This window comes from Paenibacillus sp. ATY16, assembly GCF_003399985.2.
In the GTDB taxonomy this organism is placed as follows: Bacteria; Bacillota; Bacilli; order Paenibacillales; family Paenibacillaceae; genus Pristimantibacillus; species Pristimantibacillus glycanilyticus.
In genome coordinates, this window is record NZ_NMOK02000053.1 from 25045 (window position 1) to 50962 (window position 25918).

The following is a 25918-nucleotide window of genomic DNA, read 5'->3' on the forward strand; positions in this document are numbered from 1 at the left end:
ATTAAGCTTCGACTTGCGTTAACACGGCCTCCTGCATGTTAAGCTGCGTATTCACCAGCTTCGCGTACAGACCGCCATGCTTCATCAATTCATTGTGCGAGCCTTGCTCCGCGATTCGTCCGTCCTGGACAACAAGTATAAGATCCGCGTCGCGTACCGTCGAGAGACGGTGCGCGATAATAAAGGCGGTGCGCCCGTTCAGCAAAGTCTCCAGCGCTTCCTGGATATGCTGCTCCGTTTCGGTATCTACGCTTGAGGTGGCCTCATCCAGAATAAGGATCCGCGGATCGGATAACAGCACCCTTCCGAACGCAAGCAATTGCCGCTGGCCAACCGACAGCTTTGACCCCCGCTCTTCTACTTCGGTATCATAGCCCTCATTCATGGACGCAACGACACGGTCCAGTCGCACGCTTTCCGAGGCTTGAATCATTTGCTCCCTCGTTGCCCCGTCATTGCCATACCGCAGGTTCTGTTCGATGGTTCCCGAGAAAATGAACGAATCCTGGAGTACGATTCCCATCTGCCTGCGCAGAGATTCCAGCGTAACGTCTTTGACATCCATCCCGTCAATCGTAACCTTACCGCCGGTTGCATCATAGAACCGCATAAGCAGATTAACGATTGTACTTTTCCCCGCTCCCGTTGGTCCAACCAGCGCAACGCGCTGCCCTGGACGAACCCGGAAACTTACGCCATGAAGAACATCCGGCTTGGATTCTTCGTAACGGAACGATACGTTCTCGAACGCCACTTCACCACGGATCGCCGGCATGCGGCGCGCGTCGGCAGCATCGGTTACCTCGGCATCGGTATCCAGAATTTCAAAGATTCGTTCCGCGGAAGCCATCGCCGACAGCACTTGGCTGTACACCTTGGACAAGGCGCTGAGCGGTCCCCAGAAGCGCCACAGATAATTAATGAAGGCCATAACGAAACCAATCGTAAGCGCGCCGTCCATCACCTGCTTGGCTCCGAACCAGACAACGATGCAAGTACCGATCATTCCCACCAGTTCGACCAGCGGATATACGGTTGACTCCAGCATAATGGCGCGCATGAAGGCCTGCTTGTTCCGGAAGTTGATTCCTTCGAACCTAGCGCTGTTCTTATGCTGGCGCGAGAACGCCTGAACAACCCGGATGCCCTGAATCGTTTCGTTCAAATGTCCGTTAATGGCCGACATCGTCTTGCGCGAACGGGTCCATGCCCCTTCGATTCTCGGACGCAGCCGATTTACGATGAGATACAGAAGCGGCATCATAATGAAGGACAGAAGCGCCAGCTTCCAATCCATCCAGAGCAGAATCGCCACGATTCCGACCAGATGCGTAACCTCCATAACGGTTGTAATCAGACCGCCGTTAATCAGTTCGCCAATGGCGTTTGTATCATTGGTAATGCGGGACATAATCTTTCCTGCCGGGCGTCCGTCGAAGAAGCGGAAGGAAAGCTTCTGCAGATGATTAAATAGCTGCTGGCGAAGATCGTACAAGATGCGCTGGCCGGTAAAGTTAATGTATTTGGTATGTACCCAGCCGCAGCCCCAGCCGATCAGCTTGATGCCGAGCAAGGTAATACCGAACAGATGAATAGCGGTAAAATCTCCTTTGGTAATCCCATCGTCGATCAAATATCCAAGCAGCAGAGGCTCTGCCAGGCTTAAAATCATATTGACAAGGACAACGCCTATAATGAGGGTAAGCGTCTTGCGATATGGCTTTAAATAGCCAAGAAGCCTCTTCATATAGGCGGGATTAAAGGGTTTCTCTTCAATCTCGCTGTCGTCATCCCATTCCATTTGACTCATGTATTCCCCTCCCGTCCGTTAGCGTCCTGCCGCGAGCTTCTGCCGTTCAAACAGCTGACGGAAGAATCCGTTCCGCTCGCTTAATTGTTTATGGGTCCCCTGCTCGATCAGTCGACCTTGTTCCAATACGAGAATGCGGTCGGCATGCTGAATCGAGGACAAACGCTGCGCAATAATGAATGTTGTTCTGCCTTTCATGACTTCAAGCAGCGCTTCGTGGATGGCTGACTCCGTTGCCGTATCCACGCTGGCTGTTGCTTCGTCGAGGACCAGAATCGGAGGATTCATCAGAATCGCTCTCGCAAGAGCTACCCTTTGTCTCTGGCCGCCGGATAGTCCAACGCCCCGCTCGCCAATCAAGGTATCATACCCGTGAGGCATGGTTGTGATAAAATCATGGATTTGCGCTTTTTGAGCCGCATGCTCGATTTGCTCCATTGTCGCATCCGGATAGCCGTATGCTATGTTGTCCCGGATAGAAGCCGAGAACAGAAACGTCTCCTGCGGTACGATACCCACGCTGCGGCGCAGACCGTCCAAGTCGTAATCGCGAACATCAATCCCGTCGATCTGTACCGTGCCGGAAGAAACGTCGTAGAACCTGGACAGCAGCGCAATCAGGCTGCTTTTCCCCGAGCCGGTTGCGCCTAATACGGCAATGACTTCACCCTGCTTCACCTCGAAGGAAATGCCGCTCAGAATCGGTTGATCCTTCGATTGATCCTGGTCATTAAAGAAGAAGCTTACATTGCGGAAGGAGACCTGCCCTCGCATTTGATCGGTATGAACTCCATTCTCCGGCGCTACTATGTCGCAAGGCGTATCGAGAACCTCGAATACGCGCGGAGCCGCTTTGATCGCTTGCTGCATAATATTGATCTGCCAGCCCAGCATGTTGAGCGGCCAGATGATTCCCCACGTATACCATTGGAAAGCCATAAACGTCCCCAGCGTCATCTCTCCGCGAGCCACGTATACCGCTCCCAGCCAGATCATCAGAACAAACGTTAATCCGCCAAACAATCCCATCAGCGGGAATGCTTTCGCTTCCAATTTTGCGCGGTCCATATTGGTATCAAAGTTTTGTTTGTTCCGCTCGGCGAACTTTCGCTGCTCGACCGCTTCCGTCGCAAACGATTTCACAACTCGGATGCCCGCTATGTTTTCCTGAAGAGTTGTCGTCAGCCGGCCGGTCTGCTCCCGGATACTGGACCAGGCAGGACCAACCTTATTGCTGAACCACCATAAAATAAGCAGGATAATCGGAATCGTAACCGTGCTAATCAAGGTCACCTTCCAATTCATCCATAGCATAAAAATCATCGTTCCCACAAAGGTCAATAAACCGGTCAGCAAGCCCATTGCGCCAAAACCAACAAAGTTTTTGACGGCTTCGATATCGCCGGTCATTCGCGACATCAGCTGTCCGGTCTGCGCCTTGTCGTAGTACGAGAAGGATAACCTCTGCAGTTGTGCGTAGAGCTGCTCTCTAAGCTTAAACACAACGTTTTGCCCGACAAGCTCCTGGGAATAGCCCTGCACGAACATCCCGGCGCTCTTTAACGCCTGAACCCCGATCAAGAGCAAGGTTAACCATAAAATAAGCGATACATTTTCCTTTTTGATGCCTTCGTCAAAGATCTCGCGCAATATCCACGGCGCCACGAGGTCGAAGATCGTAGCGAACAGCATGACGACAATCGCTGCTGCCGCCCATTTCGCGCTTGGTCTAACGTACGCTAACACCCGCAATAATACTTTCACTGTCTTGTATGCCTCCCCTCTCGCCTGAAAAAAACAAAAAAAGACCCCAAGCCGCAATTAGGCTCGGGATCCCTGCAATGATGTAAACGCCATTAAACAGATTGTTACCCGCTTATTGGCGTCGCATCGCGAAGGCGGCCTGTACGGCATGCATGGAAAAAACGAACCAGAACAATCATTGCCTGTTGTTGATTCCGCATACCGGACACCCCTTTCCCTTCGGATTTGTATTTCGTGTAATCTGTTCGTATCGTAACAGACGGACTCTCTCTCTTGCAATAGCTGATTTTGTCGAATCGCCATTAATTTTTCAGGAATCGCCGAACTGACTAGTATCCTTAATGGAAATTCCTTCTTCTACCGCAAACTCGAAATCTTCGATATCGTATACCTGGACAGGCACTCTTGCTTCGAGCAGCTTATCTTGAAATTCGAATTGATCGGACAAGAGCGGAATTTGCAGCTTCGAGCTGGTCAGAAGCAGCTCTGTCTCAATCGGATCGAAGTATTCGCCATAATGCGCATTATCTACGGCATGTACAATCGTGAACTGAATCCTGTCGTTTAAGATTAGCGGAGAGCTTTCCCGCCATGGCACCTGCATGGCGCGTTCGATTTTTTTCCGGTTGAGCGGATCCTCGAAAAAAGTAATGAGCTCGCCAATTTTGCTCTTTACATGCGCGTCATCCTCCGGATCATCCATTACCGGCTCCGCCCCGTCTCTCATATCGTACAATTCAAGAATGGATGAATAAGGCACGACGTAATCAATCGGACGGCTCGGAATAAGGAGATGTCCATACGTTGCCACCATAACCGCTTCTATAACAAATCGCCGTCGCATAGTTGCCCCTCCTTCTCTAACCACGGTTCCACATTATTATACAATAATACCTCCCCTGTACAAGATAGCCATTCGCCAAATTTGCATAAAATCCGCGGGTAGCTGTACAATGAAGGGTAATGTTTACAGTCATGAATAATCAGTCATACTCTTTTTTCGTTTAAGGAGGTTCCACTACAAGTGATCAAAGAAGAAGCCATTATTATCGGAGCCGGTCCATGCGGCCTTGCCGCTGCCATTGAGCTTGAGAGGATCGGACTTCATCCCGTCATTATCGAAAAAAGCAATATCGCCCATTCCATTTCCATGTATCCTACATACATGCATTTCTTCAGTACGCCGGAACGGCTGGAAATCGGAGAGATCCCGTTTACGACGCCTAATGATAAGCCTTCACGGCTTGAGGCGATCAATTATTACCGGACTGCCGCGCTCCGCAACAACTTGCGCGTGAATGCTTACGAAACGGTTCTCCGGGTTGATCGGCAGGACAACGGGCTGTTCCGTTTAACCAGCGCAGACCGCTACGGGGAAGAAAAACAATACGAAGCCCGTTACGTCGTTGTCGCGACCGGCTATTTCGATCATCCGAATTATCTCGGCATCCCCGGCGAAGAGATGGATAAAGTCACTCACTTCTTTCGCGAAGCTCATCCTTATACCGGCATGGAGGTCGCGATTATCGGCGGCAGCAACTCCGCTATCGACGCAGCGCTCGAGCTGGAGCGGGTTGGGGCAAAGGTAACGGTCATTTACCGCGGCGCAGGCTACTCCTCGAGCATTAAACCTTGGGTACGGCCCGGGTTTGAAGCCAAAGTCAATAACGGCATCATTCGCATGTTATTTGAATCACGGGTTGTTGAGATCGATAAACGTCATGTTATCGTTGAATCTCCGGAAGGGCGTCATCCGGTGGCCAATGATTTTGTGCTGGCCCTCACCGGGTTCCATCCCGACCGCGATTTCTTGACGAGCTCCGGTGTACGCATCGAGGAAGAAGGCTTCCCGTACTTTGATGAAACAACAATGGAGACAAACGTACCCGGCCTGTATCTGGCCGGCGTCGTTGCCTCCAAGCATGAAGCGAATGAAATCTTCATAGAATCCGGCCGCTTCCACGGCAACAAGATTGCCGAACATATTGTTTCGCTTCGTTAATTATTTACGCTGCTCGTCCAATTTCTTCTTAAGGGATTGGACGAGTTCTTCTTTTGGCTCCTGCCTGCCATAACGAACCTCGTCATATAGACGGGCAAGCTTATCGGCGTCTGCCTGCGAAGCGGATTTGCTGCTCCAGGCTCCAATATCCGACGTCGTTTCTCTAACCGTGTAGTGAGGCTTATAATCATATCCCCGGCCTACTGCTGCCGCAACGTATCTCCGGTACAGATAACGGATTCTCTCCCCTGCCGTCGACAGCTCTTCCCAGCGTGCTTCCTTCTTCCGGTTAGATTTGCCTAGTCGTACGCTCCATTTGGTTCGGTCAACCAGACTCTCAACCTCATCCGTGTAACCAACGGTGCCTTCCCTGCTGTCGGCTGCCCGTTCCCAGATTCTTCCCAAGACCTTGCTTAAGAGCCGATAAAGCTTTCGGCCGATAAAGAACAAGAGAACGGCGACACCGATGATGAGCAGCGCGATCCCAATGTATTTCGCAACCAGCTCCAATCTTTCCAGCCAAGCCGGCGGATCATGCACCTCTGCGGGAGGCAGTCCGCTTGGAGGGGGCTGCGTATCGGAAGGCGTTTCTTCAATCGGTTCGCCCGAACCGTCCATCCAACCCAATATTTTATTCATTACCGCATGGAAAAACGATTCAATGGAAGACTGCAGCTGGCGGAACAATCCGGCTATAAGCAATAGCACGGCTACAATCGTCAGCATAAACCGGTTTTGCCGTTTGAACACTTTGGTCGTCGAGGATTGAATAGCTCCTCCGGATTGCGTCTCATAGGACAACAAGCGTTCATTAACGATGTAAAGCATTAAAATAAGAGCAACAATGCCGCAAAAGGTCAGAAACGTAAAATACGGCTGCAGCTTTTCCTGAAGATGAGCAACAATCGTTAGTATCGTGTACAAAATGATGCTGACAAACATAAGATTATTCGGAAAAATAGCCTGCCAGCTTTTTGTGCTTGCTCCCATTCCTCTAACAGCCGTAAAGGCTCCGAGAAGTACCGGAAGAATAGCGGCTGCGCCCGGCAGATCCGCCTGAAAGGCCATTAACACGGCATAGATGATGCCCGCATGAAGCGCGCCAAGCAGAATCCCCAATAACATCCGGTATATTCTGCGGTTATTTTTCAGTTTCCCGATCCACGACGCGCCAGCCATATAAATGAACGGAACGGTTAAAAGCCATAACGCCGTAAACGCATCGGTTGACGTATAGAAAAGCGCGACAAACCATATAGGCAAGGCGAATAACGTTTCGATGCTCCCTTGAAGCAAATGCAGCATTGGCTGATGCTTTTTCGATTGGTTCATCCTGCCTCACCTGCCTGCTCTTGAACCGGATTGGGAGTCAGCTTCCAATGAACAACCGCATTCCCGTTACGGCGAAGCCTGTCCGCCTGAAGCTCAAGCTGATCGTTCCAGAAGCTGGAGATCACAAGCACATCGCGCTGGGAGTAGCCGCTGTCCGCTTCCCGCGTTAACAGATCGGCAAATGGCTCCGTCCGGACAAGCTCAAGCTTTGCCATGGCCTCGAAAATATCCGTCAGATGCCCTCCGCCGCTGCGCGGTTCAACGAACGTGCTTCCAAACTCCCCGATAATGGGCATATTCGTGCAAAAGCCCGCTTCCATCCCGCCTTGTATAACCGCCTGGGCCGCACCGGCCGCCCATTCGATTCCGCGCTCAATCAACTCTTCGTCATTAATGGAACGCCACATGCTTTCGTTGTCTTCCGCATTCAGATAGACCATCAGCCTGCGATCCGCCGTATAGTCGTATTGATGAACCTGAAGATTGCCGGTTCTGGCCGTTGCTTTCCAATTGACCATTTTGTACGTATCGCCGGAACGGTATTCGCGGGTCCCCATCACGACAAACGGATCCTCGACAATCCAGCGTCTAACCGACAGCTCCCCTTGCCAGCTATGGGAGGGCAGCTCATGAACCGGCACCTCTGCCGGCGTCGGATAGACGATTAACTCGCCATTTAACGCAATTTGTTTCGTCTGATGCAGAAAGCCCAGCAGATCGCCTGCCGTCATGGTAACCGACTGAAGCTTATACCAGCCCCTCTTCCGGCATACAATGCGGTGTCTTCTCGTAATTTTCGTATAAGGCATGAGGGTGAAAAAGCTTTTATGATTTTGCAGCAGCTTTCCGCTGCTCACTTCCAGATTATCCTGACGGTGGAACCTTAAATCCGAGGACAACTGGGATTCGACCCGCATCCAGGGTACGGGCAGCCACTTGGCATTGGTCAACTGCTCGACCAGCTCGATCGTTTCGCCTCGGTAGCTTACCCTTTTTTGAAATTGCCGTTCATAGCCGATTTGACGCAAGGCATACTTATGAAAGATTTTGGCCTGCAGGAAAAAGACGATAATTGCCGCAAACGCTACCCAGAATATAATCATCGGCTGACCCCCTATCGGGAGCCGATTCCAGCTTCCGCAGGCACCGCGGTTTGCCGGATAATATCTTCAATGATGTCTTCCGCATGCTTATGAGACCTCTGCATTCCCCTTAGAGACAGACGATGCGCCAGAACCGGCTTCGCCATCGCCTTCACGTCATCCGGCGTCACGTAATCGCGGCCGCGCAGAATCGCATGAACCTGCGAAGCTCTTAGAAGCGCCTGGCTGCCGCGCGGGCTTACGCCTACAAGGATATCGTCACGCGTGCGGGTCCGTTCGATCAGCTGCAGCAGATAATGCAGCACTTCGTCTTCTATGCGGACTTCCGCGTAATGACGCTGGGCTTCCGCAATATCGGAAGCGGCTGCAACCGCATCCAATTGCGATAACGGATCGGCATTATTAAAGCGTTTCAGGATTTGAAGCGCTTCCTCCGTAGTCGGATAACCCATCTGGATCTTGAACAGGAACCGGTCAAGCTGCGCTTCCGGCAGCGGGAACGTGCCCTGATGCTCTACCGGGTTTTGCGTAGCGATGACCATAAACGGCTTGTCCAGGCGTTTCGTCTCTCCGTCAACGCTAATCTGCCGCTCTTCCATGCATTCGAGAAGGCTGGATTGCGTCCGCGGAGTTGCGCGGTTGATCTCGTCGGCAAGCAGCAGATTCGTAAAGAGCGGCCCCGGACGAAACTCGAAGCCGCCCTCTTTCTGATTGTAATACTGGATGCCGCTAAGATCGGAAGGCAGCAGGTCCGGCGTGAACTGTACCCGGCGGAATTGAAGCTTCAGCGATTGCGCCAGCGACTTGGCGAGAAGCGTTTTCCCCGTGCCGGGCACATCCTCGAGCAGAACATGACCTGAAGTAATTAAGGCGATAAATAACAATTCGGTAACGCTTTCTTTTCCAACAATAACCTGGCCGATATTGGTCTTCAGTCTCTCCGCTAATTGGTTAATCGATTGAAATGACATAAGTGCGTCTCCTTTGTCCGGTTATCGGATGACTCCCGTTGTTATGGGATGATGACTTTGAACGATTCGACGGAATAATTGTTCCTGCTCGCTATTACGGAACGATTCTTTCGGAATAATCCAGTACTGCCTCTTATTATGGAATAGAAAATAATAGTGTTCGTTCTCCCAGACCTTCGCGAAGTGACTCCAATTCACATTGGATGTACCATCCGTCACCGTTAATTTAAGATGATCGGAATCAAAGCTGTATTCGAACTCTCCGTTAAGCTTTCTGTCTTTAACGATTCTCCTTGGATGAACAATACAGTGGGTGACATAGTTTAATAGCGCTAATACAACGACCGCGGCCGCAATGACCGCCAGCAGCCTAGAATTCGTCACGGCGGCAAGCGAAAAACAAGTTATAACCAATAAAATTTCGAAAACCCACGTCAGTCGAATTCGTAAGGTTTGAAAATATAAACTTTTCATCGCTCTAGCGGCATGCTGGCCATAATGAAAGCGTATGGTTTCCAAAATTTCTCCCCCATTAAAACATTTCCCGTTTCTATGTTACGGCCTTCCGTATACCGTGCTTTGAAGCTGCTGCAAATCTCTCCAGCGGATCAGGCGAATTCCTTCCGACCGCAATGTCTGCTGGACATCCGGGTCGCGGAACAATTGGAACTCCATGCCCCGCTTCTCGGGCTGGCCGTGGAAAGCCAGAAGTTCATCGGTCACGAGGGACGGATGGAATATGAGTTCGGTTACGCCCGGCTGCAGCTGCTTTAACTGCTGCTTCAGATCAGCCTTAACCGTCTCGTAAGTATCGCCCTGCTTAAGCGGAAACGGAAGCCCTATCAGATAATCAAGCACGACGACTCCCATGGCATGAGCCAGCAAACCAAGCTGACGGGCCTGCTCCTCCAGCTCGGGCGGAACCAACTGACCGTTCGCGGCTGCCACCTTTCGGGGCATCCGAAACGGCAGTCCGTAAGCCGCGCATACCTCGAATACTTCCTTCAGAAAGTTCTTGCCCGTCTCGAGTCCGTACAAGCTTCCCATATGGTTATCGGCATGCGTAGGATTCATTCCCAATTGAAGCGCGGCTTCGATCTGGGCAATCATTTCCTTCTTCACCTGCTGAGGTTCAGCCTGAAGCTCGAAGCTTCTGCAATCTTTCGGAAAATACCCTTCGGCGGTTACCAGCGACTGCGAATCACTGCCTTTGAGAACCGGCCCCCAGCGGTAAGAATCCCATTCGCTTGTAAACGTAAAATGGATGCCCACATCGAATTGCGGATGATTGGCACTCCAAAGAGCCGCTTCGCGAGAGGACTTGCACGGCATCATTAGGGTTGCCGAGCTTACCGCCTGTTCCTGAAGCAGCTGCTGTATTCCTTTATTGGTTGACTGACACAGTCCGTAATCATCCGCGTTAATAATTAACATTCGTTCCTGGCTGCCATATCCAAGCGATGCTGCAACGTTCATCTCGGGCACATCCTCTCTCTAATTAGCAACATTAAGGAATCGGGTTTAACCTCCTACGAAAGCTCATGCCTGAACAATGCCAGCAGCTGCTCTTCATTCCGGTCCACCCAATCGCAAATCCGGTACGTCTGGTCGATAAAGCCTGCAACTAACGCCGCATCATCCAAACCTTCTTTATAGCGGACCGCAAAGTGAAGAAACACATCAAGCATTCTCAGCTTGATAAGAAGCGGCAGTTCCTCCACCTCGGCAGGCGTAAGCTTGTCAATCCTTCCGTAGCCTTTGCAGAATAACCGAAGCCGTTCCCATATTTCCGAATCTTCGCCTTTGAAAAAATCGATCTGCGCCACAACAAGCTCCATCGCCCTGACATCTACCGTACAAAACTCGAAATCGAGCACGCCAACGATAGATTCGCCGTCCGCCACCGTGTTGCTAAAGTTAAGATCGCCATGAATCCATTGATGGGGCAGCTCTTTTACGGCCGTTAACCTTACGGACAAGTCTTTAACCTGGTTTACGATTGCCGCGGCTTTGTCCGCTCTGGCAATAAATTGTTCGGAAGACTGCATAATGGCGGGAAGCTCATGATGGATCAAGGAGGAATAGGTTTCTTCCAGCAAATAATACGGATCATAGATCGGCTTAAGCGAAATCGTCATGCCGCGAAGCGCCTTTGAGACCCTGGCGGCCGTCTCGCCAAGGGAGTGGATGTGCGCCTTTCGCTCGACGGTCGGCCGTTCTCCCGGAATATACCGGTATAATGCGGCTAACGCACCGTCTTGCAGAACGGAAATCGTATCTCCTGAACGATTCTCCACGGGTACGGGAACGTTGAAGCCCGGCTGCTGCCGGTAAAGGGCAAAGAGCACTTCATGCTCAAGCGTTACGATGTTTCTGTCCCGGTGATTATTATACACGCGAAGAACGTACCGATCGTCGCCCGCCTTGATCATCCTTGTTGTGTTATTCATCCCGCTCTCTCCCGGTACAACCGTCCATTTCCCATCGAACCGGTACTGCTCAATCAGCGCGGCGATCTCGGTATTTTTCAATCCGCATGGCCTCCCCGCGTCTCTTGCTGCAGCCTTTCAATGCGTCGGGATAGGGTCTGCTTCCAGCTATCGGACAATTCCTCAACCGCAAGCAGTGCCGACATTCCTTCCAAATCTGCCTTGCCTTTGTACATAACGCGGTTAGCCTCGGCCAGCGTGATGGCTGCCGGATGCCGTTCCAGAACCTTCAAGTTCTCTCCGGCCCCAACCTCGCCTTCTTTCAGCACGCGGAAATAAAATCCGGTGTATCCGGTTTGCTGGACCTGAGCGGCGAGCTCCGGCCTCTGATGACGGATCCCAAGCTTAAAGCAAGGCTGCCTTGGCTGGCTTACCTGCACAACCACTTCTCCGGCTTGAACGACGTCTCCGATGCACAAATCATGCTCCGTCCAATCGGACACCGTCCAGTTCTCGCCGAAAGCGCCGTAGCTCAGCTTATCGCCCAGCCACTCTTCCCAATGCGGGAAATGACGCTCGAAGTAGACGCATACCGCTTTATCCGGACCGCCGTGGTTAACCAGATCCGCCTGACCGTCGCCCGTTAACCCGGTCTTGCTTAAATAATGCCTGCTTCTCGAGGCTGTCTTGTAAATACCTGTTTGAATGGGCTTGCTTCCATGCATCGCCTCTACCGGCGTTCCTACATTCAGAGAGACAATGCGGCTGTTTATTATTTCCCGAGACATTTGCTTCTGATGGCCTCCTGTCCATTACTATCCTTCCACTATTATAATCTGATAAGGGAGAAGATGGCAAAAACATCTTTTGGCTCTCTATTATTAATAGCGTTAAGCAGCCGAAAACAGGTATAAATACGGGCTTTTTAGCCGTATTCGAATAGTCTTACAAGACTACTCTTCGACACCGTTTGTAACATTCGAGCCCGCGTTGTCGAAAACGTTTTCTTTGTGTAAGATTATGCGCTTCCCCGGGAAATAAAAGCGGTTGTTATTTCCTCATTTCCCGGAATCCAATCCCCCTTTTTAATGAAGATGGAATTTTCGCTCAATTCGGATGATTTCCCCTTTTGGCCGTTTCAAGCGACTCTGAAGCTTTGCCAGATGCTGCTTGCGGTATCTTCGGTCCATGACCGTCACGAGGATCAACCATACTCCCGTTCCGGCCGCTCCCCATACGCCAAGCGCAAAGACAGACACCGATCCGGATAATAACAGCCAGACGAATGCGGCGCGGTCAACGATTGAACCGTAGGATCCAAGATGCCATGGCGCATCGTCCAGCAGCCGGTGTCTGCCATGCAGCCCGATCTTGATCCAGATCGGAATCATATACGCCAGCTGCAAGCATAACACCGCGAAGCCAAGCAAGCTTGGGATTCCAGCCTCTCCCCCATCCGCCAGTCTGCCCGCGCCAAATAAAACAACCGACAAAAGAGCAGCCGTTCCGATCGCCGGAAGCGGCGATTGCCGCCCTCGCGATACATGGGACAATACTCTGTTGAACGGAAACGCCTGATCCCTGGCAAGACAAAAGATTGCACGCGAGCAGACCAGCATCTCGCTGTTCCCGCTGCCCCATATGGCTGCGGCAATGACGAGCAAAACGAGCGAATTCCCCTGCCAGCCGTCAAGCGCCGCGGCGGCAAACAGGCTGTCGCCGCTGCTGAATAAGGCTGTTCCGACGATAGCCGGCAGAACAAGGGTCAGACACATCATCAGGACGAAGCCCGCGATCATCGTATAGACCGATGACAAGTAGATTGACCAAGGCACCCGAATTCGCGGATCGCTTGTTTCCTCCGATCCTTGCGCGGCTCCATCCATCCCGAGAAACAGCTTCTGCAGCACAAGCACTCCAACGATAAACGCCCACGGCGTAACATGCCCATCCAGACTTGCGTTTTGGAACGTATATAAAAGCGCTGGCGAGTAAACGCTTCGCCCGAACGCAATAAAGATTCCGCCGATTACCGCGGCCAGAACAACCGCGTGAAGCATGATCCCGGCTTCCTGCAAAGCTCCCGTCCGCCCCGTTCCCCAATGATTAACCGCAGCTTGAACGACGGTAACGAAACACAGCAACATTCCCGTCGTCCACCAGGAGGAGTGATAGTCAAGCCATACGGATAATAGTTTATCGAGAATAAAAGCGCAGGCGCCATTCATGAGCGCCATCATGGCGAGATGTCCGGCGAGTTGAAACCAGGCTGCGTACCAGCCCCATCTTCGGGTACCAAGCGCGGAAGCCCAATGGTAGACGCCGCCCGCCGTGGGCACGGCCGAGGACAACTCCGCTAGCGAAGCGCTGACCAGAATGCCGAACAAGGCGAGTACGGGCAGTCCGATGCTGACAACGGAGGGCCCTCCCTTCTGCAAGGCCGGTCCCGCAAACAGAAAGGCAGCCCCGATCAGGCCAAGAGATTGAAACGACAGCCCAAATGATGCAGCCGCTCCAAGACGCCTCCGAAGCTGCTGGGCAAGCCCGAACAGATTCAGGTCATGCTTATCCTGCTGCGCTTGGGCGTACGTGCCATAAGCCGTCATGCTAATGTGCCTCGAAGCCCTAACACTGCGCTGCGCCTTCGCCGTCAACATTAAAGCGCAGCCGCAAACCATCGCAAACAGCAGCAATCCGATCCATACCGCCAGCATCATTGAACCCCTCCCTACGATAATGTATGAGGAAGGGCGTTTGGTCATGTCAGGGCGCCAAAAGGCTGCCCGCGTAGGCAGCCTTTTGGATATGCCGGTTGTCAGCCAGCCTTATGGAAGTTTATTACTCCGTGAACCGAAGCATCGCAAACGATGCAATCGCCCCTGTTGCCCAGCACAGCGTATGAATAACGAGCCAGCGCCATTTTGACCGATAATCCAGCCGTCTCAAGCTCCATAGATTCACCCCGAGGATTAGAAGGGCATAAATCAGAACGATGGCAGTACCGTAAGCCTTCTGGGAGCCAGTTGACGGCGCCATAAATCCGTAGACAAGAACGATTCCGCCGATCAGCACATAAGGAAATACAATTCCGAGCAGCAGATGAGCAATCGCACCGAGCCATTTTTTCCTGTCCATCCACGGATCAGCTCCTTTGTTCTTCACCGCCCGGCATGTCCTGTGCTCTCCTAATTATTCGGCACCATAGCGCCAAGTGGACCATTCTCGTTCACAATATCCTGAAGATCGTAGGCCGAAATCGGAAAATACGGAAACCCGTAAGCATAAGGCGTTAACTCGTATAAAGCAAAATAAATGACAATCGACCGGTCTGCGATATAGTAGTCTTGATCCGGTCGGATCGTTCCGAATGGCTCGAGCGTGCTTATGTCGCGTTCCTTAATCTGTTCGCTGACCATTTCGGATATGCGTTGAACATAGGCACTGCCAGGCTTGAACAGCTGAGGAAGGCTGTAGGCGTGTCCGGTTGACACGCGAAAGGTCAGCGAGACCTGCAGCGTAAGGCCGTGGCTGCCCCCCGAATAGGCATAGTTGAATAACGACAGGCTGAGAATATCCCTCTCATTCGTCTTCACCTCGTAATACCCGCTCATTTCAGCCCGCGGATCATCAAGCGAGCCCTGCTCGTCTACCAGCTGCTGTGCCGCTTTCCGGATGGATTCATTGATTCGCTTGATTGCATTCTCGTTTGATCCTCCGCTTACATGCGGGATCCAAAGCTCCGCTTTCGGGAATGCCGCTCTTGCAGATTGGACAATGACTGGAGACTGAAAAGCCATATTCGAAGACACCTACCTATTTGGTCAGATGCTCCATTATATGCGGGGTACGTCTCATTTCATGCCATTCAATACCGCCGTGCGACGATGCGGCTTCCCCAACATATGCAAACCCTGCTCTCTCGTAAAAGGGGATCAGATGCCGTTCGCACATCAGGATAATCGCATGGTGTCCGGCCCTGTCGCAGGTTGAGACAAGGCGCTCGAGCAGCAAGGCTCCAACGCCCTGTCGTCTTGCTTCCTCCGCAACGGCAACGGTCAGGATGCAGAAGTTATCGCCTTCCTCCTCATCCTGCTGCTCTCCCTTCATCTCGTCCCCGCATGACCAGGCCGAAGTCCGGATTCCGTTCGTAATGCCAAGCAGCTTGCCTCCGGACCAGGCCGACCAGAAATAATCCGGGTAATGCTCGAGCCGGTACCGGAACCCTTCCCTGGTTGCAGCCGCTTCCGGGATGTAGCATTGCTGCTCCAGCCGAAGCGCTTCTTCCAGTTCATTTTCTGTGATTAAACGAAGGTCGATCACAGCATCATTTTCTCCCGTTCGGTCAATCTTCTGCCTTTTACGTCGAGCACAAGCTCTCCATTATTCAAACCGATAATCCGGTCCGCAAACCGTTCCGCCCAATCTCCTTGATCAAGCACGGCAATGACCGTAACGCCCTGTTCCGTAGTCAGCCGCTTCAAATCGGACAACACGCGGTCCGCCGTATGCGGATCAAGCCCCGCTACCGGCTCGTCCGCTGCAATCACCTTCGCTCCATGCACCAATGCCCGGGCCATCGCAATACGCTGGCGCTCGCCGCCGCTCATGGTGCTTGCCTTTTGATGGGCTTTATCCAGCAGTCCCAGCTTTTCGATCGTATCCATTGCGCCCATGTAATCGTCGTTTCGCAGCATGCCCGTCCATCGGCGCCACGCAGGCGTCTGCGCAACCGCACCGATGCTCACGTTTTTAAGCCCTGTCTTGTTCTGGTACAGAACGGGCTTCTCCTCCAGATAAGCTACCGCACGCTTGATTTTCAGCCTGCCTGCCAGCCCTTGCTTGAAAATGTCTTCCCCTTCGAAGAAATAACTGCCGCCGCTCCACTTGGTCTGCAGCGCCAAGCTTTTGAGCAGCATCGACTTGCCGCTGCCGCTGGCTCCCTTTATCGCGATAAATTGGCCAGACTGGACTTCAAAGCTGATATTTTTCAAGATCGTTGGCCCACCTGGAATTTGCACTCTAAGATTCGATATTCTCAACATAAGTCCATGCCCCTTTTTTGTAAACGCTTCGCCATTCTATGAATCTAGTTTACGAGAAACAAAAAACAGTTTCCACACGAACAAATGTTTGCTATAATAAAAACAGAACAAACGTTCCCTAATTGTTATCCCACAATCATTTTGAAGGAGGCTGAATCACCATGAATAAAAGCTGCGAGAACTTTCGTTATTTAGAGAAAGGATGGCCGCGCCGTGACCTTACGTTTAAATTTTACACGGACGGAACTTTAACGATTATTGATAATCGTGCAGAGGAGGTGATCTCGCCAAATGATTTGAAGGGTGACAGCATGGACTTCTATGTACGGAGGCGTATCGCCTTTATTAAGAATAAATTGATCGCTGCGCAGCAGAAATATGCTTAATGTCGCTAAACATTACATTTAAGACAGGCGGAATACAGGGCGCTGGAATAATATGCCCCTGGATTCCGCCTGCGTTGCTTTACGGCAGCTGTTTATTAATTCCATTCATGCTTGGAGGACGGTTTGCGAGTTTGTTCAACTTAAGGCCAATGGCTTCCGATTTAAAACTCGATTGGTTTTGACGGTTTTGCGTTTTGTCGGCTTTATTGAATGGCATGCTCATCACCTCCCTGCCTTTATGAGAATGATTAGCATAAATCGCGCGAATTAAACATCGCTTTGGGCTTCGTTGACGTAGGGCTTCGAATAAGGTAGATTGTTCATACGATGAACTTCACCAAAGGAGCCGTGCTTTAAATGAAGCAAAACCTTTTCTTTGACCTAGACGACACCCTCATTCACTGCAACAAATATTTCTACTTTGTGATCGAACAGTTTGTGGACGCGATGACAACGTGGTTTGCGGGTTATGAAGAGGTAAGCTCGGATGCCGTGCGCAATAAACAGACGGAGATCGATATTGCGGGCGTAGCGGTGCTCGGATTCAAGAGCGAGCATTTCCCGCAGTCTTTTATTGATACATACCATTATTACTGCGACCTGACAGGCCGCAAAAAGTCCAAGACGGAGCAGGACTTTCTGTGGAAGCTTGGCTTAAGCGTATATGAGCATGAGACCGAGCCCTATCCGAATATGGAAGCTACGCTTGATAAGCTGGCTGGAGAAGGTCATACCCTTCATCTCTATACCGGAGGGGAAATTACGATTCAGCGCCGCAAGATTGAGCAAATGAAGCTGGAGCGGTATTTCGATACGAGAGTATACATTCGCCGGCATAAGAACAGCGAAGCTCTTGAGCAGATCTTGGCTGAAGGCGGTCATGACCGCCACTTGACCTGGATGATCGGCAACTCGATTCGAACCGATGTTGTACCCGCACTTACGGCAGGCATCCACGCCATCCATATGAGAACGGAATCCGAATGGCAGTACAATGTCATTAATATCGAGGTAGAGCCGAAGGGGGCCTTTTTCACCCTGAGTAACCTGCTCGAGGTTCCTCCGGCGATTCATGACTACGTGAGTCGCAAGCAGCCTTAAGCTTAATGACATAAACAAAAGGAGTAAAGCGACAATTGGCCGCCTTACTCCTTTTTCCGTTGAACGATTAATCTAAAGGTTATACGCCTTGAACGGAGACCGTGCCTTTATCCCGGTCCGTCAACACCAGCTTGGCTTTCGTGCTGCTGCCATCCTGACGTTTGAAGGTAAGCTGGCTTGTTGCTCCTTTTTCCAGCAGGGAACGAACCATCGGAATCGAGATCGTCTTGCCCTGCTGCTCCTTCCAGATCACAAACGTACAGCCATCACGGAAGGCGCTGCAGCCGAAGCCGCGTTTCCCTTCAATAATTTGCCCGCTGCAGCCTGCTCTCGGGCATGCCGCGATTGGCTCGCGGGCGGAAGGACTTGCGGATGTCCGTGTTGCAGTTGCAGACTTAGGTGCGGCCGTTGCGGTTGCGGAAGCCGAGGATGCCGACCTGGATGAAGATGTCCTTCTTCCGCCGGAACTCTTCGAAGTACGGCTGCCCCGCTTGGAACCGGAACCCGCTGCTCCTCGCTTGCCGCCGTTCTCCCGTTCCTCGAACGTTCCCGGCGCCGCCGGTCGCTGCTGGCGCACCTTATCGACAATCATGGCGGCAAATTGCTTCACCTTCAATATAAACTGGTCATCGGATGCCTCTCCGCGCGAGATCTGGTGCAAGCGCTGCTCCCATCGTCCGGTCATTTCCGGCGACGCCAGCAAATCTACGCCAGCCCCGCGAATCAACTCGATAGCCGCACAGCCTTTGGATGAAATCTCCAGCTTCTTGCCGGTTAAATCCACATAACCGACCTGCTTCAGCCGTTCGATCGTCGCGGCTCGGGTGGCAGGCGTGCCCAGCCCCGTATCCTTCATCGCCTCGCGCAGCTCGTCGTCCTCCATCGATTTCCCGGCGCTTTCCATCGCTTTCAGCAATGTGCCTTCGGTATATGCCTTTGGCGGTTGGGTCGTTTTCTCGAGCGATTCGGATTTTACGCATTTAACGCCTTGCCGAGGTTCAATCGCGAACGGTTTATCGGTGAGCAGCTCTTCCTCATCGCTCTCGGCCTCATCCTTCTCGCTTGCTTTCTTCTTGCTGGTCTTCTTGGCGGCTTGTCCCTGATCCTGCAGAACAACCTTCCAGCCAAGCTCGAGCAGCTCCTTCGCCTTTGTCCGGAAAATCTCGCTTTCCACCTCGGTCAGAACCGTGTGGTTCTTATACACCGCGGGCGGATAATACTGCGACAGGAAGCGCCGGACGATCATATCGTAAATATTCTGCTCCTCCGGGCTTAAGCCGGAAGGTCGCTTGGGCGTTGGCATTATGGCATGGTGATCCTCGACCTTCGACGGATTGCATACCGCCTTATTTCCCTTGTGCACCCGGCCACGGTCCGCACCGTTTGCGAGCTCGCGGTAAGAATCGGACCCCTGCAGCATCGTCAGCACCTTTTGCATGACGGGCAAATTCTCTTCGGTTACGTAATTGGAGTTCGTACGCGGATAAGTAATGGCCTTATGCTTTTCATACAAAGCTTGCGCAATATCCAGCGTCTTCTTCGCCGAATAGCCGTAGCGGCCGTTCGCTTCCCGCTGCAGAAGCGTCAGATCATGAAGACGGAACGGATATTCCTTGCTCTCCGCCGTCTGGTAATCCTTAATAATGCCAGTCTTCCCTTGCGTCTTGGCGGCCAGCGCTTCCGCCTTCGCTTTATCCGTAATCCGATCCCCCTGCCATATCCCTGAATATTGAAAGCCGTTCTGGTCGAATAACGCCTTTACGACATAATACATATCCGACTTGAAGGCCGTGATCTCTTTGTGCCGGTCATACAGCAGCGCCAGGACCGGCGTCTGCACCCTGCCAACCGAGAGCAAAGCCTTATGGCGGATTGTAAATGCGCGGGAGGCATTCATCCCGATCAGCCAGTCCGCCTCGCTGCGCGCCCTGGCTGCCCTTGTAAGCGGGGCGTAGTCCTCATCGCTTCGTAGGGAGTCAAAGCCCTTTCGGATCGTCTCAGGCGTCAAATCAGAGATCCACAGACGGTCTGTCGGCTGGGGAAGCTTCAAATATTGCCGGATCAGATGAAAAATAAGCTGTCCCTCGCGCCCGGCGTCACACGCATTCACGAGACGGCCGCATCGCTTCGCAAGCTCTCCGATCGTCTTGAGCTGATCCTTCGTCCGGGCATTTGGCCACAGCTTGAACTTATCCGGAATAATCGGCAAATCCTGATCGTTCCATCTTTTATAGCGCGCGTCATACTGGTCTGGCTCTGCAAGCGTGACCAGATGACCGATCGCCCAAGTTATAATATAACGGTCGCCTTCCAGGTACGTCCGCTTATTCGCCGCCTTCGGCTCAACAACCGCAGCGATCGTCCGCCCCATGTCGGGCTTTTCCGCAATAATTAATGTCTTCAATTAATCGCCTCTCATATCTAGCTTGTTCGTTCTATTTTGCTTTTCATCGATGCAAAAATTTTACTCACGCCACTTGCCCAATTCTGATCCTCCGCGTATTTGCGATTGATCCAGGCGATCGGGTCCTTGCCCTCCGGCCGGTTTTTGCTCCATTTCAATACGGTCTGGGAGGCAATTCTCGCCGAATCGTGAATGGTCGTATTGTAGTCTTTCCAGCTATAAAAAACATTGAACGGATTGTTGGCGATCTTCATCGCCTGTTTATTCGACTTCGGTACAAAAGCTTGCTCCTGACCGGTAATCGCGAATAAAAAGAGGGGATGTATATCGAATGTTTTTGCCGCGTCGATGATGGCATCCAAATAAGGCTGTTCCGCCAGAAGGGAATCTCTGCTGTTCAAATAGTCGACAAGGCTTTCCTTATTCACATCGGTATACCGCAGCTCGTCCGGAAGCTCGTTGCCCGCTACAGCCGGCATCACTTTCTCGTAGGATTGCAGCGTAACCGGAGGCTGCAGCTTGTTAGGAGAAGGCCTGAGCAGCGACCAGCCGTACAGGAGCGAAGCGCTCACCAGCATGACGGATAAAAGCGAATAAACCAACGTCTGCTTTCGCCGGTACGGCTTCAGAGCCGGATTAAGCTGATGGAACGGAATAACCTCGGCCAGCTCGGTAACCGCATCCTTTTTCCCTTCCAACCGGTACTCGGATCCCAGCCATTCCTTTAACTGCTCCCATGAAGCGGATGTCTCCGACTTCCCGTTCTTCGCAAGCTTGTCCAGCTGGATTCGGAATAAATCCCATTCCAACTGCGTGCCGCTTTGCTCCTCCACCCATTTATGAAGCGGCGTAACAACGTCGGAATCAGCCAGGTCAAGGGAAAGGCATGCTTCGAAAATATCGTCCGCGCGGACCGGCATTTGCCTCTCCAGCACGGTTGTCCGGATTAGCCTTGCCGTCACTTCCCGCTTCAGCTTGTCCTCAAAAGGCGGAAGCTGCTTTTGAATAATGCGGCTAACCGCATCGGCAACAATCTCTGCCCTCTTATCCTGCGGCATCGCATCGTACTTATGTTGAACATACTGTCTGATTTTGCGTACATCAATCGGGGTTAATACAAAGGCTTCCTCGGCCGGCATGACGAACTCTCCCCTTTACGTCATCTCTAACCGATTTTACCACAATTTTCTTTATATTGGGGAGGACAGATTTGCAATGCGCCGCTGAATTTCTTCGCTTTCAATAAAGGCTTTGATCTGCTCTTTCTCGAACGCCGTAAACTGATATTCGCAGTCTATATCCTCGTCCTGCGGGACGATTTGCGCGATGGCGCCGCCTAATGTGCAAATGACGAGCCCGCTGAAGTCGATTAGGTCATCCGGCACGGGAGTCTCCTCCGTCACGTCAAACCGCAGCACGATATCCACCCATTGATTGTCTCTGCGCTCTATTGCTGCCGTCATCGATTTGAATCGCAGCTCCGTCACTTTGTCCAATCCGTATTTAATCAATCCCGCCGCCTCCTAGACAATCTGGCAACAGCCTTATTCTACCATTCGATGTAAGGTATACTCCACAGCTGAAGCTTGGTAAGAATTGCTCACCTCATAAGTAAATAGGTATTAATCCCTATTCGACAAGAAAAGCGCCCGGAGGCGCTTCCTGTTATCGATTGTTATCTCGGGCTCCTTAAACCTTAAGGCAGCATCGACGATCCCATCAAATATTTATCCACTTCGCGAGCTGCCTCGCGGCCTTCGTTGATCGCCCATACGACAAGGCTTTGTCCGCGGCGCATATCGCCTGCTGCGAATACTTTATCAACGTTGGTTTTGTATTTGCCATAAGTCGCTTTCACGTTCGAACGGCGGTCTTGCTCAAGGCCGAACGAATCGATCAGCGTTTTCTCCGGTCCTTCAAAGCCTACTGCGATAAAGACAAGATCAGCCGGCCATACTTTCTCTGTGCCCGGGATGTCTTTATAAATTCTGCGGCCGGTTTCTTCGTCAACCGTACGCTCGATTTGTACCGTGTGCAGCTCTTTCAGGTTGCCGTTTTCGTCGCCAACGAATTTCTTCGTCAGTACGGAGAATGCGCGAGGATCTTCGCCGTAGAGGGCTTTTGCTTCCTCTTGAGCGTAATCAAGCGTGTACACGTTCGGGAATTGCGGCCAAGGGTTGTTTACGATATCGCGTTCCAGCGGAGCTTTCGCTACCGTACCGAATTGCGTAACCGATTTACAGCCATGACGCAATGCCGTTGCCACGCAGTCCGTACCTGTATCGCCGCCGCCGATAACGATAACGTCTTTATCTTTAGCGGAGATGTAATTGCCGTCTTCCAGGTTCGAATCCAGGTAGCTCTTAATTGTTCCGTTCAGGTAATCCATCGCCATGTGGATGCCGTTCAGCTCGCGGCCTTCCATTTCAACATCGCGTGCTTTTGTTGCGCCGCCGCACATAATAACCGCGTCGAACTCTTTCAAAAGCTCGTCTCTCGAAATATCTTTGCCGATTTCCGTATTCGTTACGAACTCAATGCCTTCTTCTCTCATCAGGTTGATGCGGCGGTCTACAACATGCTTCTCAAGCTTCATCGTAGGAATGCCGTAAGTGAGAAGACCGCCGAGACGGTCAGCGCGCTCGTATACCGTAACTTTATGGCCTGCTTTATTCAATTGGGCAGCTGCCGCAAGACCAGCCGGGCCGGAGCCTACAACGGCTACTTTTTTACCGGTGCGTACTTTAGGAGGTTGTGCAACAACCCATCCCTCTTCAAAACCGCGCTCGATAATAGCATGTTCAATGGTCTTAATCGTTACGGGGTCGCCGATCAAGCCAACAGTACAAGAGCCCTCGCATGGAGCCGGGCATACGCGGCCGGTAAATTCAGGGAAGTTGTTTGTTTTGTGCAAGCGGTCAAGCGCCTCACGCCACAATCCACGGTAAATCAGGTTATTCCATTCCGGAATCAAGTTGTTTACCGGGCAGCCGGATGCCGAACCTGCAAGTTCCATGCCTGTATGGCAATATGGAGTTCCGCAATCCATACAGCGAGCGCCTTGCGTACGCAGCTGTTCATCCGACAAATGCTTATGAAATTCATTCCAATCCTTGATCCGTTCGATAGGATCCCGATCAGCCGGCAATTCACGTTGATACTGCATAAATCCTGTAGGTGTAGACATGTGCGAATTTCCTCCATCCAATATTCCCGAAAAGCCTGTATAATTATTCTCTTAAAACTATATCGGGAATCTTTAAATATTTCAACAAAAAACTTCATTGCCTACGCGATTATCGTATAAAAAAGCCTATCATTCTTATTTTCTGTCGTTAATGGATTATCCGCACAATCATTTGCACTTATTAACACAACGTTCGTCATTTGTGCGTTTTTCTTTATATTATGCTCTTCGGCGGGCAAATGTTTGGAAAGTGAAGGAGAACGCATTGCGCTCGTCTCTTTCCACCTTCTCCGCATCCACGCGCTCCCACTCGTCTTCGGTAAACGCAGGGAAAAACGCGTCGCCGCCTTCAATATCGGTTTCTACTTCCGTGAGCAGGATTTTGTCCGCGAATGGAAGAAACTGTGCATAAATATCCGCTCCGCCGATTACCATCATTTCCCCTTCTCCATAGCGGTCAATCGCTTCCTGCACGGAATGAACAACCTCGCAGCCTTCTTTGGCGTAATCCGCTTGTCTGGTTATAACGACATTCGTCCGGTCCTTGAGAGGCTTCGGCAGCGATTCGAACGTCTTGCGCCCCATAACAACGGTTTTTCCCGTCGTATGGCGCGTAAAGTAGGCCATCTCTGCCGGAAGCCGCCATGGCAGCCTATTTCCGATTCCGATCGTGCGGCCACGGTCCATTGCTGCGATCATCGTAATCGTCATCGTGTTTGTTCCTGCTTTCTTATACGGCTACCGGAGCCTTAATAGTAGGATGCGGCTGATAGTTCTCGAGCTTGATATCTTCAACCTCCGCGTCGAAAATCGAACTCACTTCCGGATTTATCGCAAGCACCGGCAGCTCCCGCATGTCCCGCTGCAGCTGTATGTCGATTTGTTCCAGGTGGTTCAAATAGATATGCGCATCGCCAAGCGTATGAATAAACTCGCCAACCTCAAGCCCGCACTCTTGGGCAATCAGATGCGTAAGCAGAGCATAGCTTGCGATATTAAACGGGATACCGAGGAAAATATCGCCGCTCCGCTGATACAGCTGGCAGCTCAGCTTGCCGTTGATCACATAGAACTGGAACATCGTGTGGCAAGGAGGAAGCGCCATCGACGGCACGTCCTCCGGGTTCCAGGCCGATACGATCAAGCGGCGGGAATCCGGGTTTTTCTTGATCGTATCGATAATACCCTTGAGCTGATCAATCGTCTCTCCTCGCGTCGTGCGCCATTCGCGCCATTGCTTGCCGTAAACATTGCCAAGATCGCCGTATTTCTCGGCAAAAGCATCGTCGGTTAGCACGAGATTCGTGAATTTGTCCATCTGCTCCTGGTACAAGGCGTTAAAAGCCTCATCCGTCTGCGAACGAAGGCCAAAGTCCGTCATGTCCGGGCCATTGTAGTCGGTGCTCTCCACCCATCTCTTAAACGCCCACTCATCCCAAATATGGTTATTATGCTTCAGCAAATACCGGATATTGCTGTCACCTTTAATAAACCACAGCAATTCGCTGACAATCAGCTTGAACGGTACTCTCTTCGTCGTCAGAATCGGAAAGCCCTTGGCAAGGTTAAACCGCATCTGGTAACCAAAAGTCGAGATCGTTCCGGTGCCCGTCCGATCCTCTTTCTTAACGCCGTTCTCCAGCACATGCCGCAGCAATTGCAAATATTCCGTTTCACTTGTTTGAACAGTCATTTTTATATCAACTCCTTGTCATTGATCGGCACAACATCCTTCTCCCGCATGCAGGGCCGATCCAAGGTTTTTCGAAAACTAAACGCGGTCGTTCATTTTCGAATTGCCTCGATAGAGGTTTTCTCACTAGTTTAACATTTTTCGCATAGGTTTGTCTTCACGTTTTCGCCGGTTGCTGGCGCTCCCGTTTTCGTTTCATCCGAAGCTCATGCCGCTCCGGTGCGGTTGCAAACATACGGATTTCCTCTTCGGTCTCTGGATAGACTTTGGGCACCATTGCGGGCTTGCCTTTGTCATCAAGCGCCACAAAAGTAAAGAACGCCGTAACCGTTGTGGTCCGCTCGGCCGTATACAGGTTCTCCGATTGAACGGTCACGCACACTTCCATGGAGGATTTGTTCGTCCAGCTTACGTAAGCTTCCACCTCGATAACTTCACCTACTTTAATCGGCGCTACAAAATCAAGGCTGTCCGTCGAAGCAGTCACCACCTGCATCCGGGCATGCCGCATCGCGGCAATCGCGGCCGCCTTGTCCATATATTCCATAACCTTGCCGCCAAACATCGTATCGTGATGATTCGTATCCAGCGGAAAAATGATCTGCGTCATGACCGTTTTGGATGCACTAGCCGGCTTTTCCATAAGCTTTCGCTCCTCGCGTTATGTACAGTTATAATATGCAAAAAGAGGCCC

26 protein-coding genes are annotated in these 25918 nt (G+C 51.7%); 3 read left to right on the top strand and 23 right to left on the bottom strand.

What is annotated here, in order from left to right:
* Position 1: 1 nt before the first annotated feature.
* The 3 genes from CFI03_RS28245 to CFI03_RS28255 form a co-directional block, all read right to left on the bottom strand.
* Positions 2 to 1810 (bottom strand): ABC transporter ATP-binding protein, encoded by a 1809-nt coding sequence (locus tag CFI03_RS28245; protein ID WP_248762478.1) that lies wholly within the window; start codon positions 1808 to 1810, stop codon positions 2 to 4.
* 18 nt (positions 1811 to 1828) lie between these two features.
* Entirely contained in the window at positions 1829 to 3574 is a 1746-nt protein-coding gene (locus CFI03_RS28250; RefSeq protein WP_248762479.1) for an ABC transporter ATP-binding protein, read from the bottom strand.
* A 310-nt stretch (positions 3575 to 3884) separates the two neighbouring features.
* Complete coding sequence (locus tag CFI03_RS28255; protein ID WP_015844274.1) at positions 3885 to 4418, bottom strand: hypothetical protein; 534 nt, start codon at positions 4416 to 4418, stop codon at positions 3885 to 3887.
* Between the two features lie 180 nt (positions 4419 to 4598).
* On the opposite strand from CFI03_RS28255, the gene CFI03_RS28260 reads away from it, so the two are divergent.
* Positions 4599 to 5576 carry a YpdA family putative bacillithiol disulfide reductase gene (locus CFI03_RS28260; protein ID WP_248762480.1) on the top strand — a complete coding sequence of 326 codons (978 nt, stop codon included), beginning with the start codon at positions 4599 to 4601 and terminating at the stop codon, positions 5574 to 5576.
* Here CFI03_RS28260 and CFI03_RS28265 read toward each other — a convergent pair whose 3' ends face one another.
* From CFI03_RS28265 to CFI03_RS28320, 12 genes are all read right to left on the bottom strand, one after another.
* Positions 5577 to 6908, bottom strand: a complete 1332-nt coding sequence (locus CFI03_RS28265; protein WP_248762481.1) for a DUF4129 domain-containing protein — start codon at positions 6906 to 6908, stop codon at positions 5577 to 5579.
* Positions 6905 to 8011: a DUF58 domain-containing protein gene (locus CFI03_RS28270; RefSeq protein WP_201003274.1), complete on the bottom strand. Its 1107-nt coding sequence runs from the start codon at positions 8009 to 8011 to the stop codon at positions 6905 to 6907. The genes CFI03_RS28265 and CFI03_RS28270 overlap by 4 nt, the downstream gene beginning before the upstream one ends.
* Positions 8012 to 8022: 11 nt before the next feature.
* Positions 8023 to 8982: an AAA family ATPase gene (locus CFI03_RS28275; protein WP_248762482.1), complete on the bottom strand. Its 960-nt coding sequence runs from the start codon at positions 8980 to 8982 to the stop codon at positions 8023 to 8025.
* Positions 8983 to 9003: 21 nt separating this feature from the next.
* The gene (locus CFI03_RS28280) at positions 9004 to 9501 is read right to left on the bottom strand and encodes a YcxB family protein (RefSeq protein ID WP_248762483.1); all 498 of its coding nucleotides are present in this window, start codon (positions 9499 to 9501) and stop codon (positions 9004 to 9006) included.
* Between the two features lie 36 nt (positions 9502 to 9537).
* Entirely contained in the window at positions 9538 to 10458 is a 921-nt protein-coding gene (locus tag CFI03_RS28285; protein WP_248762484.1) for a polysaccharide deacetylase family protein, read from the bottom strand.
* 53 nt (positions 10459 to 10511) lie between these two features.
* Positions 10512 to 11513 (bottom strand): phosphotransferase, encoded by a 1002-nt coding sequence (locus tag CFI03_RS28290; protein WP_248762485.1) that lies wholly within the window; start codon positions 11511 to 11513, stop codon positions 10512 to 10514.
* The gene (locus CFI03_RS28295; RefSeq protein WP_248762487.1) at positions 11510 to 12199 is read right to left on the bottom strand and encodes an MOSC domain-containing protein; all 690 of its coding nucleotides are present in this window, start codon (positions 12197 to 12199) and stop codon (positions 11510 to 11512) included. Before CFI03_RS28295 ends, CFI03_RS28290 begins: the two co-directional genes overlap by 4 nt.
* A 297-nt stretch (positions 12200 to 12496) precedes the next feature.
* Positions 12497 to 14128: an amino acid permease gene (locus tag CFI03_RS28300; RefSeq protein WP_248762488.1), complete on the bottom strand. Its 1632-nt coding sequence runs from the start codon at positions 14126 to 14128 to the stop codon at positions 12497 to 12499.
* A gap of 121 nt (positions 14129 to 14249) precedes the next feature.
* Positions 14250 to 14546, bottom strand: a complete 297-nt coding sequence (locus tag CFI03_RS28305; RefSeq protein WP_248762489.1) for a hypothetical protein — start codon at positions 14544 to 14546, stop codon at positions 14250 to 14252.
* A 50-nt stretch (positions 14547 to 14596) separates the two neighbouring features.
* Entirely contained in the window at positions 14597 to 15208 is a 612-nt protein-coding gene (locus CFI03_RS28310; RefSeq protein WP_127491212.1) for a DUF3298 and DUF4163 domain-containing protein, read from the bottom strand.
* 16 nt (positions 15209 to 15224) lie between these two features.
* On the bottom strand, positions 15225 to 15731 hold the full coding sequence (locus tag CFI03_RS28315) for a GNAT family N-acetyltransferase (protein ID WP_248762490.1): 507 nt from the start codon (positions 15729 to 15731) through the stop codon (positions 15225 to 15227).
* Positions 15728 to 16453 (bottom strand): phosphonate ABC transporter ATP-binding protein, encoded by a 726-nt coding sequence (locus tag CFI03_RS28320; RefSeq protein WP_127491216.1) that lies wholly within the window; start codon positions 16451 to 16453, stop codon positions 15728 to 15730. The genes CFI03_RS28315 and CFI03_RS28320 overlap by 4 nt, the downstream gene beginning before the upstream one ends.
* A 161-nt stretch (positions 16454 to 16614) precedes the next feature.
* Here CFI03_RS28320 and CFI03_RS28325 point away from each other — a divergent pair, with 161 nt between their 5' ends.
* Complete coding sequence (locus tag CFI03_RS28325) at positions 16615 to 16839, top strand: hypothetical protein (protein WP_015844261.1); 225 nt, start codon at positions 16615 to 16617, stop codon at positions 16837 to 16839.
* Between the two features lie 79 nt (positions 16840 to 16918).
* Here the strand turns inward: CFI03_RS28325 and CFI03_RS28330 are convergent, their stop codons facing one another.
* Entirely contained in the window at positions 16919 to 17056 is a 138-nt protein-coding gene (locus CFI03_RS28330; protein WP_015844260.1) for a hypothetical protein, read from the bottom strand.
* 140 nt (positions 17057 to 17196) lie between these two features.
* Between CFI03_RS28330 and CFI03_RS28335 the strand changes: the two genes are divergently transcribed.
* Positions 17197 to 17940: an HAD family hydrolase gene (locus tag CFI03_RS28335; RefSeq protein ID WP_248762491.1), complete on the top strand. Its 744-nt coding sequence runs from the start codon at positions 17197 to 17199 to the stop codon at positions 17938 to 17940.
* Positions 17941 to 18019: 79 nt separating this feature from the next.
* Here CFI03_RS28335 and CFI03_RS28340 read toward each other — a convergent pair whose 3' ends face one another.
* The 7 genes from CFI03_RS28340 to CFI03_RS28370 form a co-directional block, all read right to left on the bottom strand.
* Positions 18020 to 20344 (bottom strand): type IA DNA topoisomerase, encoded by a 2325-nt coding sequence (locus CFI03_RS28340; protein ID WP_248762492.1) that lies wholly within the window; start codon positions 20342 to 20344, stop codon positions 18020 to 18022.
* A gap of 17 nt (positions 20345 to 20361) precedes the next feature.
* Entirely contained in the window at positions 20362 to 21483 is a 1122-nt protein-coding gene (locus CFI03_RS28345; RefSeq protein ID WP_248762493.1) for a hypothetical protein, read from the bottom strand.
* Positions 21484 to 21534: 51 nt separating this feature from the next.
* The gene (locus CFI03_RS28350) at positions 21535 to 21855 is read right to left on the bottom strand and encodes a hypothetical protein (protein ID WP_248762495.1); all 321 of its coding nucleotides are present in this window, start codon (positions 21853 to 21855) and stop codon (positions 21535 to 21537) included.
* A 185-nt stretch (positions 21856 to 22040) separates the two neighbouring features.
* Positions 22041 to 23531 carry a glutamate synthase subunit beta gene (locus tag CFI03_RS28355; protein WP_201003301.1) on the bottom strand — a complete coding sequence of 497 codons (1491 nt, stop codon included), beginning with the start codon at positions 23529 to 23531 and terminating at the stop codon, positions 22041 to 22043.
* Between the two features lie 219 nt (positions 23532 to 23750).
* Positions 23751 to 24242: a dihydrofolate reductase gene (locus CFI03_RS28360; RefSeq protein WP_248762496.1), complete on the bottom strand. Its 492-nt coding sequence runs from the start codon at positions 24240 to 24242 to the stop codon at positions 23751 to 23753.
* A 19-nt stretch (positions 24243 to 24261) separates the two neighbouring features.
* Positions 24262 to 25224, bottom strand: coding sequence for a thymidylate synthase (locus CFI03_RS28365; RefSeq protein WP_248762497.1), 963 nt, complete (start codon positions 25222 to 25224; stop codon positions 24262 to 24264).
* 157 nt (positions 25225 to 25381) lie between these two features.
* Positions 25382 to 25867: an acyl-CoA thioesterase gene (locus CFI03_RS28370; protein ID WP_248762498.1), complete on the bottom strand. Its 486-nt coding sequence runs from the start codon at positions 25865 to 25867 to the stop codon at positions 25382 to 25384.
* Positions 25868 to 25918: the final 51 nt, after the last annotated feature.

Excerpts from the sequence above, each read along its gene's own strand:
- CFI03_RS28330 (WP_015844260.1), bottom strand. The coding sequence starts at position 17,056 with ATGCCATTCAATAAAGCCGACAAAACGCAAAACCGTCAAAACCAATCG.
- CFI03_RS28295 (WP_248762487.1), bottom strand. The coding sequence starts at position 12,199 with ATGTCTCGGGAAATAATAAACAGCCGCATTGTCTCTCTGAATGTAGGA.
- CFI03_RS28265 (WP_248762481.1), bottom strand. The coding sequence starts at position 6,908 with ATGAACCAATCGAAAAAGCATCAGCCAATGCTGCATTTGCTTCAAGGG.
- CFI03_RS28255 (WP_015844274.1), bottom strand. The coding sequence starts at position 4,418 with ATGCGACGGCGATTTGTTATAGAAGCGGTTATGGTGGCAACGTATGGA.
- CFI03_RS28360 (WP_248762496.1), bottom strand. The coding sequence starts at position 24,242 with ATGACGATTACGATGATCGCAGCAATGGACCGTGGCCGCACGATCGGA.
- CFI03_RS28325 (WP_015844261.1), top strand. The coding sequence starts at position 16,615 with ATGAATAAAAGCTGCGAGAACTTTCGTTATTTAGAGAAAGGATGGCCG.
- CFI03_RS28370 (WP_248762498.1), bottom strand. The coding sequence starts at position 25,867 with ATGGAAAAGCCGGCTAGTGCATCCAAAACGGTCATGACGCAGATCATT.
- CFI03_RS28345 (WP_248762493.1), bottom strand. The coding sequence starts at position 21,483 with ATGCCGGCCGAGGAAGCCTTTGTATTAACCCCGATTGATGTACGCAAA.
- CFI03_RS28305 (WP_248762489.1), bottom strand. The coding sequence starts at position 14,546 with ATGGACAGGAAAAAATGGCTCGGTGCGATTGCTCATCTGCTGCTCGGA.
- CFI03_RS28335 (WP_248762491.1), top strand. The coding sequence starts at position 17,197 with ATGAAGCAAAACCTTTTCTTTGACCTAGACGACACCCTCATTCACTGC.
- CFI03_RS28300 (WP_248762488.1), bottom strand. The coding sequence starts at position 14,128 with ATGATGCTGGCGGTATGGATCGGATTGCTGCTGTTTGCGATGGTTTGC.
- CFI03_RS28355 (WP_201003301.1), bottom strand. The coding sequence starts at position 23,531 with ATGTCTACACCTACAGGATTTATGCAGTATCAACGTGAATTGCCGGCT.
- CFI03_RS28285 (WP_248762484.1), bottom strand. The coding sequence starts at position 10,458 with ATGAACGTTGCAGCATCGCTTGGATATGGCAGCCAGGAACGAATGTTA.
- CFI03_RS28245 (WP_248762478.1), bottom strand. The coding sequence starts at position 1,810 with ATGAGTCAAATGGAATGGGATGACGACAGCGAGATTGAAGAGAAACCC.
- CFI03_RS28310 (WP_127491212.1), bottom strand. The coding sequence starts at position 15,208 with ATGGCTTTTCAGTCTCCAGTCATTGTCCAATCTGCAAGAGCGGCATTC.
- CFI03_RS28275 (WP_248762482.1), bottom strand. The coding sequence starts at position 8,982 with ATGTCATTTCAATCGATTAACCAATTAGCGGAGAGACTGAAGACCAAT.
- CFI03_RS28320 (WP_127491216.1), bottom strand. The coding sequence starts at position 16,453 with ATGTTGAGAATATCGAATCTTAGAGTGCAAATTCCAGGTGGGCCAACG.
- CFI03_RS28270 (WP_201003274.1), bottom strand. The coding sequence starts at position 8,011 with ATGATTATATTCTGGGTAGCGTTTGCGGCAATTATCGTCTTTTTCCTG.
- CFI03_RS28365 (WP_248762497.1), bottom strand. The coding sequence starts at position 25,224 with ATGACTGTTCAAACAAGTGAAACGGAATATTTGCAATTGCTGCGGCAT.